The organism is Streptomyces sp. NPDC026589, assembly GCF_040638385.1.
GTDB lineage: Bacteria > Actinomycetota > Actinomycetes > Streptomycetales > Streptomycetaceae > Streptomyces.
The window spans coordinates 271,561-283,872 of record NZ_JBEZYG010000007.1; the positions used below are offsets into that span (position 1 = coordinate 271,561).

The following is a 12,312-nucleotide window of genomic DNA, read 5'->3' on the forward strand; positions in this document are numbered from 1 at the left end:
CGTCCCCACACCGTCCCCAACGGCAACGGGGACCGGGAACACCCCGACGCCGATGCGGGGACCGAGCCCGACGGGGACCGTCCCCACACCGTCCCCAACGGCAACGGGGACCGGGAACACCCCGACACCGATGCGGGGACCGAGCCCGACGGGGACCGTCCCCACACCGTCCCCCTGCATCGCAAGCCGCCGCAGAAGGGCGCGCGAAACCGTCCGCAAGCCGGGAAGGACAAGCGTCGGCGGAACGGTCCCCGGCTGACTGTCGAGCAGACGGTCGAGCGGGTTCGTCCGCATGTGCCCGAGCTGCTGGAACGGGACGGCAACGAGTCGGTCACCCGCACCCAGCTCCGGGAGATCCTCCGCGCCCTGAACCTGCCGGGCGGACGCAACGAGCGCCTGACCCCTGTCCTGCAGCGACTGCGGGACGAGGCGGCCACCACCACGACAAGGAGCACGGCCCGATGAAGAACTGCCATCGGTTCGCCACCATCAAGTCCGGCTTTGAGCAGGACATCCGGTTCCTGCGCGCTCACTGCGAGCGTCACCAGGGATCGACATCGGCGAAGACGAGCGCGAAGAACGCCTTCTCCGTGAAGCGGAACATGGCGCGGGCCTTGAATCGGCACCTCGACCGCTGTCCCGAGTGCGGCTGACACCTGCAAAGGGGCAGGTCACGTGCCTGCCCTCTGTATTCCGTCGGGTGGCCCGGCCTTGGTCGGGCGACCCGTCCCATGTGATGGAGGGGTCGCCATTCCTGCCCGCAATCCACGTACGCGCACCCCGTCGACCACCGAGGCCGGCGCCTGGGCGGAAGTGCTCGTACGGCACCAGCTCCTGCACGCAGCCGTACTGGCCCCCAACGGCCAGTGGCTCACCCAGGACCGCCCCGAGTCCCCAGTCCGCGTGCTTAACGGTCCGGCCGCCATGGTCGAACTCGCCGCCGACATCCAGCACCGCATCCGCACCACGAGGAACCGCACCCGATGACGAACCCGACGACACCCCCCGCTCATGCGCACGGTGAGCCCGCGACCAACTCGACCTCACCGCGAGCAAGTTGGTGCGAGAGTACTACTCCCGTTGGGAGTAATACTCTCGCGTCCTCCGCCCCGGGGGTGGCGGAGGCGGTCCCGCGCCGGGGGGCGCCGGACCGAGGGGATGCGACCGAGGGCGGCCGGCATCCCCAGGAGGAACAGACAGCCGCCCACCCGTGCCACAACCCGCACTGCACGTACCACGCGAGCGCGCCGTCGAGCCAGCCGCCCGCGCGCAACCGCGCGCCGAAGACCAAGTCGAGCAAGCGCAAGCACCTGATCGCCAGCCGCTTCAGCGACAACGAGAAGCAGTCCGTCCTCGACGCCGCAGCCGCGTGCGCCATGACGCCGTCCGGCTTCCTCGCCCACGCAGCCCTTAGCGCCGCGCGCGACCTGACGCGCACGGCATCCGAGATCGCCGGCGAACGCGAAATGCTCGCCGAGCTGTTCAGCCTCCGGCGCCACCTCGGACAGGTCGGCAACAACGTCAACCAGGTTGCCAAGACGCTCAATTCAGGCGGCGATGCCCCGCACGCCGAAGCGGTCCTCTCTGCCGTGCACCGTGCCGCCAGGCGCGTGGACACCTTCACCCAGCACTACCTGGACAGCGAGCGCCCGGCCACGTGATCCCCAGAGTCCACGACATGGGCCATGACACCCGCGGACTGGTGGCCTACCTGTACGGTCCCGGCAAGGCCGAGGAGCACGTCAATCCGCACCTGGTCGCCGCGTGGGACAGCCAGGCCCCCGACCCTGTCCCCGATTCGGAGTCCACGTACGGTGACCTGCAGCGCCTGCTCGACCAGCCCGTCATGGCTCTGCCCGAGAGCGCCAGGCCCGACGAGTACGTATGGCACCTGTCCGTACGCGCCGCGCCGGAGGATCCGATCCTCACCGACGAGCAGTGGGCCGACATCGCCCGCCGCATGGTCGCCGCCACCGGCATCGCCCCCGAAGGCGACGACGCCGCCTGCCGCTGGGCGGCCGTCCGGCACGCCGACGATCACATCCACATCGTCGCCACCGTCGTACGTGAGGACGGCCGCCAGGCCCGCATCCGCCAGGACGGCGCCCGCTCCCAGGCCGAAGCCCGAAAGGTCGAAATCGACTACGGGCTACGCCGGTTGAACGTCGGCGACGGAACCGCCGCGAAACGCCCCACCAGCGCCGAACGCCACAAGGCCGACCGCCAGGGTAAGGAACGCACCCCACGCGAGGAGCTGCGCGAGACCGTGCGCCGCGCCGCAGCCGGAGTCGCCAGCGAGGAGGAGTTCTTCGACCGCCTGGCCGCCGCCGGCCTCCTGATCCGCCAGCGCACCGCACCCTCTGGTGATCTGCTCGGCTACAAGGTCGCGTTGCCGGACGACCGCAACGAGGACCAGGAGCCGATCTACTTTTCCGGCTCCACCCTCGCGCCCGACCTCTCCCTGCCCCGCATCCGCAAACGGTGGGCTGACGACCTCACCGGTCACCACAGCGACGCCGCCACGGACCGCTCCTCCAGCTCGCCCCGTATCAGCCCGTCGGCCGCTCGGCGGCAGGCGACGACAGCGGTCTGGCAGGCCGTGCTGATCCTCGACCAGGGCGACGACGGGCAGATCGCCGCGCACCTCGCCGCAGCCGGCGAGGTCCTCGACGCGCTCGCCAAGACCTCAGCCGCGCACACCCGCCGTGAACTGAGAGATGCCGCCTGGGCGTTCGAGCGGGCGACTCGCTCCCACATCCAGGCCGAGCGAGGCCACGACCGTGCCCTGCGTCAGGCTGCCCGAGATCTCGTCTACAGCGGTCCAGCCCTCGGCCGCGGGGAGGACGGTGCCACCACCGCCATGCTCATCGACATGGCGTTCTTCCTGGTCAGCGCCGCCGCCCACTGGCACGTGAAGAAGGAGCACGCCCAGCAGGCCGCTGCTGCCCGCCAGGCCGCCGACCACCTGCGTGCCGCCTACCAAGCCGCCGCGCCCCCCTACCTCGGCGTGATGCACCAGCGCGGTCGCCGCCTGTCCCACCCCCTCCAGCGCAAGCAGGCCGCCCATCTCCGGCGGGCGGTTCCAGAGCTGGCCGAGCAGATCCTCGCCGAGCCCGGGTGGCACGCCCTGGCCGCCACCCTCGCCGACGTCGAGAACGCCGGCCACGACCCCGCCGCGCTCCTCGCGGAAGCCGCCGAGCGACGCGAGCTGGACACCGCAGAATCGATCAGCAACGTGATGGTATGGCGGCTGCGACGGCTGGCTGATCTGCCCGCGGACGCCTCGACCGGGCCGGAGAGCAGCACGACGAAGGGCGTATCGAAAGGGCAGACACGGAAGAAGGCGACGCCGCCGTCTCAGAATGCCTCGGCCACGCGGACTGGCACGAGAGAACCTCGGCGCTGAGCGCCGCGCTTACAGCACCGAGGCGCACACCGTGATGATCACGGTGGCGCCTGCGATACACAGCATGATGGTGCGCGCCTCCGGCGCCCGCGGGCTTCGCAGTTCAGGCTGCGGCTCGTGGGTGCTGGGGCACCGGCAGCCGGTCGCGTGCTCCATGACCGGCGACTCCAGCCAGTACGCGCCGCTCAGCTACGTCGGGAGCGTTGAAGGACCTGTGCTTCGCATGCTCGGGGCAACGCCCGTCCGCCCCAAACGGCACGTGCCGCAACCGATCTGGAATGAAAACAGCGACCCACGCCCCGGCACGGAGGTGCCGAGGCGAAGTCCACCGGCAAGTCGTCCGCGTTCAACATTTCTAGAGTTGCAGCAGGTCAGGGGATTACGGCACTCTGCTCGTGCAGGCGAGACGAGAGAGATGGAGACGGCATGTTCCGACGCAACCGTGGGGACCGAGAATTTCGTGAAGCCCAGCGGGCCGGCCAGGCGGTGCTGGCGATGCACACCGAACTGCCGCTGCCGGACGCCCCCGGCACCCACGCAGCGCCGGCCCATGCCGCGCCGGAGTCCGCGGTGGTGCCCGATTTCCTGCCGGCGGACTTCCGGGCGCCGTCCCGCCAGGACGTCTCGGGGTTCATGATGCGCTGGGATCTCCCGCTCGTCATCGACGGCGACGTCCACCAGTGCCACTGCGGCGCGTACCGGAACTGGATCGTCTTCAATATGCGGGACGACTCGGTGTGGCTGCGCTGCGAGGCCGGCCACGAGGCCAAGGAGTCCCGCCTGGACACCGCCTGGTACAACCGCAATTCCGGCCCGGTCGACCACTTCCACCCCACCCTCGACGAGGGTCTGCGCCACCTCGGCCACTGACGACGCGAAACCCCTTCCCCCGCCCCTGCGTTCGTCGGCACCCGGAGGGCCGACCTGGTCAGACCGCCCATCTCGCATCACAAGGGGTTTTCGCATGCGCCGTTCCACCACGACCGCCTTCGCCTTGAGCGCCCTCACCGTCCTCGCCCTGACGGGCTGCTCCCGCAGTACCGAGCCCGCCGGCACCTCGGCCGCATCCTCCGCACCCGCGCACCGGGGCGGTCCCAGCGCCACCGCGTCCGCGCCGCTCTCGTCGGCCAAGCTGAACCAGCGGCTGCTGAACGAGAGCGACCTGGGCGAGGGCTACACCCGCAAGCCCCAAGCCGCTGACCGGCACGACGACGTCACCGTCATCGGCTGCCCGGCGCTGGAGAAGCTCGGCAGCGACGCGTCCACCGGGGCCACCCTCGACTTCACCCGCAAGGCGAAGGCATCCTTCACCTACGCCGGCAGTACCAACTCCGAGGTGAGCGAGGAGCTGTACAGCGACAGCGCGACGAAGCTGTCCAACGGGATCGGGAAGGTCTTCAACGCGATGGTCTCCTGCCCGTCCTACCAGGTGGCGTCGGGCAGCACCGTCATCGACATGGGCACGCAGAAGACAGCCGCGCCCGACCTCGGCGACGAGCAGTGGAGCCAGCTGCTTACCTACTCCGCCGGCGGGCAGCGCAGCGTCGTCAAGCAGACGGCAGTCCGTTCCGGCAACATCCTGGTGATCGTCTCTGGCTCGCCGGGCCTCGTGGAAGCCCACCTGGACAAGGCGCTCACCAAGGCCCGCACCGCACGCTGACCCACTCCACCGTCCGAAACCCCGGTGTCCGGGCCTGTCCCTTCGACAGGCCCGGACACCGGGGTTTCGGCTTATGAGCCGATTAGCCCTGCAGGCGCAGTTCGCCGGGCTCGTAGCGCAGTTGAAATGTCTGCGCGTGCTCCCCGTCCATCCAGTACAGGGTCATGGTCGAGAGCATGCTTCTTTTCACATACCGGGTTCGCGAGGGCATTCCTTCGTCCTGTTCGACGATCCAAGATTCCACCCGTTCCGGCAGGCTGAACCTCAATGCGTATATATGCGGGTGCTCGGCCGAGCGCAGTTCCCAGACGGGATGCGAAGCCGAGTGATGCAGGCGCCGCACGCGCACAGCGTGTGTGGGGTGCTCTCTCGCGTAATTCACGAACCCGTAGAGGTCGTTCGACGCCAGTCCCAGAACGAACGGTGCTGCAGGAAAGGCCAGCACCAGGCCCAACTTCGACCGGCTGCGCAGCGCCTTAGCGAGTCCATCGAGGGGCCGACGGAATTGATCGGGCAGGTACGTGTCCTCGACGTACATCTCCAGCAGTGGGCCGCGAAGATACGCGCGTATCTGGTGCACCGTCGGCCGCTCGCCCGCGGGCGCGGCTTCGAGCGCTGCGTGAATTGCGTCGGACGCGGTCCGCACAAGGTTCCGCAGTACGGCGAAGTCCGGAGCGGAAAGGTCGATCAGGGATATCTGATGGGCCAGGGCGTAATCCTGGGCTTCCTTGGTGAACCCGGACGTGGAGAAGATCGCGTAGTTGTAGCGGTACCGCGTTCTCGGCCGACCCGTACCCGCAGCAGTAAGCGTCGTGGTCTCGCCTTCGTTCACGTCGTGAATCACGCCGTGCCCGTTGCGCACCGTCGGCAGACCTACGCGCGTCGAGGTCAGATACTTCGCCTCGACAAACAGGCGGACAGGCAGCGAGAACGGCGGGACGTACCGGAACTGTCCCAGCGCGTCGACCTGGTGCCACGCCCCGCGCCCACGGACCAACAAGCCATTCTTGTCCTCTTTAAGGACCTTCCAAGGCTCTTTGTCCTTATCGTCGTTGGCCGTGAGCACTTCATAGCCGCTGGAACGCAGCAACCAGGCCAGCACCTCTTCCAGGAGGTAGCCGCGCAGTGGTCCTTTGCCTATCAGTTTGACTGCCACGGAAGCGATCCTATTCAGAGCTCGGATCCTGGATTCACGGCGCCGCCGCCTTCCCGACACGGGTACGGCGAAGGCCCGGTGGTGTCACTCCCGAGGAGGGAGCGGAACCACCGGGCCTGGGGGGGTATCACCCGAAGTATCCCGTTCTTCGGCCGCCCGCGATCATCGTCAGCTGCGGTGGACGACGGTGAGCCGGTGCTCCGCGCCTACGGGCAGCCTCCGGCGCGGCACCGGGCCGGGTGCCGCGAGCGAGGAGGCGAAGGCGGCAACCAGCTCGTGCGGTGCGCTCGCGCTGAAACTCGCACACCACAGGTACGGCGCTCCCAGCACGGGTTCCGCCCACGCCTGCCACCCCAGAAGGTCGTCCCGGGGGTCGGCGTCGTGGATGAGCGGCGGCAGCATCTCGAGCGAGACGCTGCCGGAGAAGCCGGGGTCCGTCGCGGTCGTGCCGGGGCGGTCCCTGTCACGCCACCAGCCCCGCGCACCGAGCGCGGTCAGCACCGACTCAGCACCCTCGAACCCGGTATCGGGTGTGGCGCAGGCGTCGAGCGCGAGCAGGAGGTCGGCGAGGGCCTCGTGCGGGACGCCAGCGGTGAAGTAGGCGTTCCACTCGGTCAGCGCCGAGGCGGCGTGAGGACGGGCCGACAGCTGCCAGGCCACGGGGAGGCCGCCCAGCTCGAACGGGTAGGCGGCGAGGATCCACTCGGCGCCTCGCAGTCCGTCCGGGCTCACGTAGAGCAGGGTGTTGCGGGAGGTCGGCCACATGTTCCAGCCGAGGCCGGTCAGGGTGTCGCCGATCCGCTCGGCAAGGGCTCCGTCATCGCCGGCCAGGTGGCGCGGGGTGACCCAGTACAGCGGGTCCGGCGAATCCGGCTGGGAGGGCTCGATGGGGTGGTGCGGGTGCAGGGGCGCCTCCGTAGGTTTGGGGATGAATCACTGGCCGGAGTTCGGCCCGTTCGCGCCGCGTCGGCGGCGTCGGGGCGCCTCCACCGGCTCCTGCCAGGTGAGAGCCACGGCCACAGCAGGCGGCAGGGGGCCGAACTGCTCGGCCTCCTCGGACTCGGCGATGTAGACCATCGGCCGGCCGCGCTCGTCGACCGCTTTGTGCACCGCGCCCAGACGATGAGCCATGGGGAAGAAGGGGTTGATGGCGAGCCGGACAGGCGTGTCTCGGTCGCAGGCGGACAGCAGGTCGAGGATGTCACCGACGGTCATCTCGGGCGCGTGCGGGTCCAAGGCATTCTCCTAGCGGTGGCGGACAGGGCCGCGAGAGCAGAGGCAGCGTACGCGTCACGTACGAAGGGAAGGGGACTGCAGGTCACAGGGGCTGGGAGGTGGCCAGGATCCGGGCCACGACAGCTGCGACAATCTCCGCGGGCGTGTCCGTACCGAAGGCCATCCGGTACCCCAGCACACCCGCGGTACCGGTGACGGTGATCACCCAGCCCTCACCCGTCACCCAGTCCTCGTCGGCGCCGCCGGGGCGGCCGTTCGGGAAGTAACCGAGGTAGAAGCGGCCGTCGCGCGAGCTGACGTGCACGTCGGCCCGGTCGTCCACGATGTGGGTGAAGTCGGCGTCCGAGAACTGGTCGATCACCTCCATCGGCTGGCCGGCACCCAGCTTCCAGGAGCGGAGCCGCAGTGCCGCGACCGTCGTGGCAAATCCAGGTTGCGCCGCATTCAATGCCACAGCATCACCTCTCTGACCTGGGGTTTTCCGGGAAGGTCGTTTAGGTTGACATGCCGTGGCAACGTCCACCAGTCCTTTGGGCGATCTTCCTTGTCTGCCACCGGCGAACTTGTCCTTTGTCATTCAATCGAGGCGTTTGACAGCGAACTCAGTCGTTTCGGATTTCCTGACAGCGAATCTAGTCGAAAGGGTGATCGCGCTGGAGGTGTCGAATATCGGTATCGACAGGCGGGGGAGCGCTGCTCCGTACGTCGAGGTGCCGACCACAACCGGGAGCGTTAACGACACACCGTCATCAAAAGTTGGCTGCTGCCGCTGAACTAACGGACAACGCATCGGCCCGAGGCAGTTCTTGGCTTATCACCGATAGGTTCACGCCCTTCGGTCACCCGGCGTTTGATCCGGCCCCTGTCAGTGGCACCTCCGGTCGTCGCCGCTACACCGCCCAGAGCCGGTCCATCCAGGCCCGGAACTCCTCCGTTTCCTGGTTGAGTGGCTGCCGCTGCTGTGCGTTGGTGGTCAGGTGTAGGCCAGGAGTCTCCCTGCGATCGCGACGCCCGTCCAGGTGGTGAGGGAGACGACAGCGGCGAGGTGGGCGGCGATGGGGGGCGGCTCGTTGGTGTCCCACTCGGCCACGCCGCGGTAGGTGCGTCGGTGGAAGATCAGAATGTTGAGTCCGGCGATCAGGATGAGGCCGAGCTTCCACGGAGCACTGCCGCGGTCGGCGATGAGGTTCGCGCCGGGCAGGAACATGGCCACACCGGTGGTGGCGGCGATCACGAAGCCGATGTGGGACAGGCGCAGGAGGTAGTTGGCCGCGGTCGTCACACGGAAGACCCCCCGGCCGATCCCGAGCAGTCGGAGATCGAAGACCGCAGCTGGACCGACGAGGAGGGCGATGCCGATGATGTGGACGCTTTCGAGCACTGGGTACAGGTAGGCCGTGCTGCGGACGGCCTCGGCGAGCCATGTGTTCTCCAGCCAGGAGAAGACATCGTTCATGGCGGGCTCCGTCACGTCCGGCGCGAGCGGGCGCGCAGGTAGAAGGCCCCACCGGTGATGGTGGCGAGCAGCACGGCGCCGAGTCCTGCCCACACCGCCACCGAGGAGGTGCCCTCGGAGTTCGCCGAGGCTGACGGCGCGTCCCGGTCGGTGCCGGAGGCGGGCCCGTCGCCCTGGGGATACGGGACCGGCAGCGGTTGTGCGGGGAGTTCTTCGTTGAGTACCTGGTTGACGGGCTGCCCGTCGGCCCAGAACACGACGGGGCGGAACTCGTCGGTGTGGCTTTTGCCGATGTAGCCGACGGCTTCGATGCGCTCGCCGTCGTCGAGCTCGCGGTCCAGGCCCCACATCGAGGTGAAGCTCGGCGGGGCGATGGTGACGGCCAGGTCGTCGTGCGGCCCGTCGTAGGACGGTGCGGCGTTGATGGGGTCGCTGTCGGCGGCGTCCCGCAGTCCGTCCGGCAGGTCGTGCTCGGGCGTATCGGCGGGGAGGTCGTCTTCGACGGTGACGGTGAAGTAGGAGTGCGGCTCGCCCCAGCGGACCTCTGAGACGGTGCCCGCTATGTAGTAGAGGCGGTCGGTGTCGAAGTCGTCGAACCCGTGATGTGCCTGCGCGGTACCGGCCGAGTAGGCGAGAAGCATCGTCGCTGAGAGCAGGGACGCCGTCGCCAGCCTCGTGCGTCGGCTGCGGGCGGGCGGTATCGCGGTGGTGATGGAACGCATGCCGAGTCGGTCCTTCCGTGCGGCTTGGGATATTCGACATGCAGCGAACTACCTTCCGCGGGCGGGAGGGAGTCCCTGCCGAAGGATGCCCTGGCAGTACACCGCCCAGGAGGGTCTCCCCCACGGCTGGGGATCGCGGTTAGCTGTCCGTTCGTGAGCCATCCCGCCGCTGCCGCCTGAGCCAGTGGTACCAGCAGCCCTCCTGCTGTCGTACCGAGTTGCTTCCTGGCCAGGGACAGAACGCATCAGTGGCACCTCATCCGTCCAGATGCACGAAATCCGGAAAGGCCAGTGAATGACTTCCGACGAGTCACGTGAATCCATGACCGCACCAGGGAGCGGGCGCGGTCCGCAGCGGCGTCAGATCCTGATGATGGGCGGCGCCGCTGTCGCGGCCGGATCGCTCTCCGCCGCCGGCAGTACAACTGCCCATGCGCAGACGGCTCGGCGCGGGTCGACGTGGGACAAGACCTTTCCCCGCAGCCGCAAGGTCGACCACAAGAAGGTGTCGTTCCGCAACCGGCTCGGCATCGAGCTGGTTGCCGACCTGTACAGCCCGAAGCGGCTGCGTGGCCGAGCGTCGGCGCTGATCGTCGGCCACCCGTTCGGTGGGGTGAAGGAGCAGACCTCGGGCCTGTACGCGCAGACCATGGCCGAGCGCGGCTTCGTGACGCTGGCGTTCGATGCCTCCTACAACGGTGAGAGCGGCGGCCAGCCGCGGAACATCGCTTCCCCGGAGACGTTCGTCGAGGACTTCAGCGCGGCCGTGGACTACCTCGGCACCCGCCGGTACGTGGCCCGGGACAAGATCGGTGTCATCGGGGTCTGCGCCAGCGGCGGGTTCTCCCTCAGCGCCGCGCAGATCGATCCGCGTATGAAGGCGGTTGCGACGGTGAGCATGTACGACATGGGCCGCGCCTACCGCGACGGCCAGGGCTACGCCCCGGTCCCGGCCGAGAAGAACTCCGTCGCGGAGCGCAAGCGGGCCTTGGCCGAGGCGGCCGAGCAACGCTGGGTGGAGTTCGAGGGCGGGAAGGTGCGCTACGGCGGCGGGAGCGCGGTGCCGTTGAAGCCGTCCCAGCAGGCCGCGGCGGACGAGTTCGCGGAGTACTACGCGACGCCGCGCGGCCAGCACCCGCGCTCACATCCGCTGAGCCTGACCAGCCTCGGCGCGATCGCGAACTTCATGCCCCTCGCGCAGATCGAGCTGACCGCTCCGCGTCCGCTGCTGTTCATCGCGGGCGAGCGGGCGCATTCCCGGTACTACAGCGAGGATGCCTACGCTCTGGCCCCTCAGCCGAGGGAGCTTCACATCGTTCCCGGTGCTGGGCATGTCGACCTCTACGACAAGGTCGACCTGATCCCGTGGGGGAAGCTCACCGGCTTCTTCGACCAGCACCTCTGATCCCATCGGCCGTGTCGGACGGACCATCCGTCCGGGACGGCCGATGGGCAGGTGCCGCGAAGGCGGTGGCAACGGCGCACCGCACTGCGGGCCGCCGCCTTCGCAGTCTCGTGAGACATCGTCCAGTTGGGCTGCCCTCGCACACGGGCCGGTGATGCAGCCGGTGCGTTCGACAGCCAGGGAGAACGGTCCGTCGTGTACCGGTTTTCGTACCGCCCCCGGCGTGCGTGCCGCCCCGGAAGAGAAAGCGACAGTCCGTCGTGACCGACATGACCCGGCGTACCCTCCTCTTCTCCGCTGCCGTCCTTGGCGCGGGGACCCTGGCCGCCTGTTCCACCGCGCAGAAACCCGGCGGGCCGCCGACCGGAACCAGCCGTGCGTCGGGCAGCGGCGGCAGGTTCGGCGTCGGGGACTACAACACCCAGGAAGTCGCCGACGAGCTGCGCTACATCCAGAAGCACGTCCGCCCGCTCGCCGAGAAGGACACCAAGCGAATCCTGGTCACCGGCTCGACCGGAGGGCTGGGCCAGCTCACCGCCGCGCGTCTCCTGGCGCGCGGCCACCGGGTCGTCGCCCACGCGCGAAACGACCGGCGTGCGGCGGACGTACGGCGTGACCTCCCCGGCCTGGAGTCCGTCGTCACCGGAGACCTGGCGAACCTGGACGAGACGCGGAGGCTCGCCGCCCGGGTCAACAGGCTGGGGGCGTTCGACGTCATCGTCCACAACGCCGGGGAGTACGGCGTGGCGAACGAGGAGATCCTCAACGTCAACTCGCTCTCCCCGTACCTCTTGACGAGCCTGGTGGTTCCTCCCCGGCAGTCGCTCTACCTCACCTCCGACCTGCACCTGGGCGGCGACCTCAAGCTCGGGGAGCTGCGCGGGGGCGGCACGGACGTCACCTACGACGACAGCAAGCTCCAGGTCCTCACCCTTGCCATGGCCGTGGCCCGGCGGCGGCCCGGTCTGCAGGTCAATGCGGTGGCCCCGGGCTGGGTGCCGACGAAGATGGGGTTCGCCAACGGCCCGTACGCCCCCGATGACCTCCGCGCCGGCTACGCGACGCAGCTCTGGCTGGCCGAGGGCACCGACCGGGCGAGCACAGGGTCGGGCGGATTCTTCTTCCACCGTGAACCGGAGGACGACGTCCACGCCTCGGTGGGCGACCCCCGCGAGCAGGACGCCCTGCTCGACGCCTACGCCCGGCGCACCGGGGTCACCCTGCGATAGGCCCGGTGGCCCATGTTCGCGAGGAAGCGGGCGACGAGCGGG

General features: G+C 69.0%; 14 protein-coding genes and 1 pseudogene. 9 read left to right on the plus strand and 6 right to left on the minus strand.

What is annotated here, in order from left to right; genetic code table 11:
* From AB0F29_RS14825 to AB0F29_RS14855, 7 genes and pseudogenes are all read left to right on the plus strand, one after another.
* Positions 1-465: pseudogene (locus tag AB0F29_RS14825) on the plus strand (hypothetical protein); the annotation flags it as partial.
* Complete coding sequence (locus AB0F29_RS14830) at positions 462-653, plus strand: hypothetical protein (protein WP_361871677.1); 192 nt, start codon at positions 462-464, stop codon at positions 651-653. The pseudogene AB0F29_RS14825 and the gene AB0F29_RS14830, both read left to right, overlap by 4 nt.
* 160 nt (positions 654-813) lie before the next feature.
* Positions 814-987, plus strand: a complete 174-nt coding sequence (locus tag AB0F29_RS14835) for a hypothetical protein (protein WP_361871680.1) — start codon at positions 814-816, stop codon at positions 985-987.
* Between the two features lie 128 nt (positions 988-1,115).
* Positions 1,116-1,661, plus strand: a complete 546-nt coding sequence (gene mobC / locus AB0F29_RS14840; protein ID WP_361871681.1) for a plasmid mobilization relaxosome protein MobC — start codon at positions 1,116-1,118, stop codon at positions 1,659-1,661.
* Positions 1,658-3,406 carry a relaxase/mobilization nuclease domain-containing protein gene (locus tag AB0F29_RS14845; RefSeq protein ID WP_361871682.1) on the plus strand — a complete coding sequence of 583 codons (1,749 nt, stop codon included), beginning with the start codon at positions 1,658-1,660 and terminating at the stop codon, positions 3,404-3,406. The genes mobC and AB0F29_RS14845 overlap by 4 nt, the downstream gene beginning before the upstream one ends.
* A 426-nt stretch (positions 3,407-3,832) precedes the next feature.
* Positions 3,833-4,276 carry a hypothetical protein gene (locus AB0F29_RS14850; protein ID WP_361871683.1) on the plus strand — a complete coding sequence of 148 codons (444 nt, stop codon included), beginning with the start codon at positions 3,833-3,835 and terminating at the stop codon, positions 4,274-4,276.
* Between the two features lie 94 nt (positions 4,277-4,370).
* Positions 4,371-5,066, plus strand: a complete 696-nt coding sequence (locus tag AB0F29_RS14855; protein WP_361871685.1) for a hypothetical protein — start codon at positions 4,371-4,373, stop codon at positions 5,064-5,066.
* A gap of 82 nt (positions 5,067-5,148) precedes the next feature.
* Here the strand turns inward: AB0F29_RS14855 and AB0F29_RS14860 are convergent, their stop codons facing one another.
* From AB0F29_RS14860 to AB0F29_RS14885, 6 genes are all read right to left on the minus strand, one after another.
* A complete protein-coding gene (locus AB0F29_RS14860; RefSeq protein ID WP_361871687.1) occupies positions 5,149-6,222 on the minus strand; it encodes a hypothetical protein in 1,074 nt (357 codons plus the stop codon).
* A 168-nt stretch (positions 6,223-6,390) separates the two neighbouring features.
* A complete protein-coding gene (locus AB0F29_RS14865; RefSeq protein ID WP_361871974.1) occupies positions 6,391-7,077 on the minus strand; it encodes a DUF317 domain-containing protein in 687 nt (228 codons plus the stop codon).
* A gap of 78 nt (positions 7,078-7,155) precedes the next feature.
* Positions 7,156-7,437 carry a hypothetical protein gene (locus AB0F29_RS14870; RefSeq protein WP_361871977.1) on the minus strand — a complete coding sequence of 94 codons (282 nt, stop codon included), beginning with the start codon at positions 7,435-7,437 and terminating at the stop codon, positions 7,156-7,158.
* A gap of 103 nt (positions 7,438-7,540) precedes the next feature.
* Positions 7,541-7,912, minus strand: a complete 372-nt coding sequence (locus AB0F29_RS14875) for a DUF317 domain-containing protein (RefSeq protein ID WP_361871690.1) — start codon at positions 7,910-7,912, stop codon at positions 7,541-7,543.
* Between the two features lie 519 nt (positions 7,913-8,431).
* The gene (locus AB0F29_RS14880) at positions 8,432-8,914 is read right to left on the minus strand and encodes a DUF6644 family protein (RefSeq protein WP_361871691.1); all 483 of its coding nucleotides are present in this window, start codon (positions 8,912-8,914) and stop codon (positions 8,432-8,434) included.
* Positions 8,915-8,925: 11 nt separating this feature from the next.
* Positions 8,926-9,636, minus strand: coding sequence for a DUF6152 family protein (locus tag AB0F29_RS14885; protein ID WP_361871694.1), 711 nt, complete (start codon positions 9,634-9,636; stop codon positions 8,926-8,928).
* Positions 9,637-9,958: 322 nt separating this feature from the next.
* Here AB0F29_RS14885 and AB0F29_RS14890 point away from each other — a divergent pair, with 322 nt between their 5' ends.
* Both AB0F29_RS14890 and AB0F29_RS14895 read left to right on the plus strand, forming a co-directional pair.
* A complete protein-coding gene (locus tag AB0F29_RS14890; protein WP_361871696.1) occupies positions 9,959-11,041 on the plus strand; it encodes an alpha/beta hydrolase in 1,083 nt (360 codons plus the stop codon).
* A gap of 269 nt (positions 11,042-11,310) precedes the next feature.
* Positions 11,311-12,270 carry an SDR family NAD(P)-dependent oxidoreductase gene (locus AB0F29_RS14895; RefSeq protein WP_361871698.1) on the plus strand — a complete coding sequence of 320 codons (960 nt, stop codon included), beginning with the start codon at positions 11,311-11,313 and terminating at the stop codon, positions 12,268-12,270.
* Positions 12,271-12,312: the final 42 nt, after the last annotated feature.

Bases quoted from the DNA above. Each gene is read 5' to 3' on its own strand.
- AB0F29_RS14830 (WP_361871677.1), top strand. From the start codon at position 462: ATGAAGAACTGCCATCGGTTCGCCACCATCAAGTCCGGCTTTGAGCAG.
- AB0F29_RS14850 (WP_361871683.1), top strand. From the start codon at position 3,833: ATGTTCCGACGCAACCGTGGGGACCGAGAATTTCGTGAAGCCCAGCGG.
- AB0F29_RS14855 (WP_361871685.1), top strand. From the start codon at position 4,371: ATGCGCCGTTCCACCACGACCGCCTTCGCCTTGAGCGCCCTCACCGTC.
- AB0F29_RS14870 (WP_361871977.1), bottom strand. From the start codon at position 7,437: ATGACCGTCGGTGACATCCTCGACCTGCTGTCCGCCTGCGACCGAGAC.
- AB0F29_RS14880 (WP_361871691.1), bottom strand. From the start codon at position 8,914: ATGAACGATGTCTTCTCCTGGCTGGAGAACACATGGCTCGCCGAGGCC.
- AB0F29_RS14885 (WP_361871694.1), bottom strand. From the start codon at position 9,636: ATGCGTTCCATCACCACCGCGATACCGCCCGCCCGCAGCCGACGCACG.
- AB0F29_RS14890 (WP_361871696.1), top strand. From the start codon at position 9,959: ATGACCGCACCAGGGAGCGGGCGCGGTCCGCAGCGGCGTCAGATCCTG.
- AB0F29_RS14895 (WP_361871698.1), top strand. From the start codon at position 11,311: ATGACCCGGCGTACCCTCCTCTTCTCCGCTGCCGTCCTTGGCGCGGGG.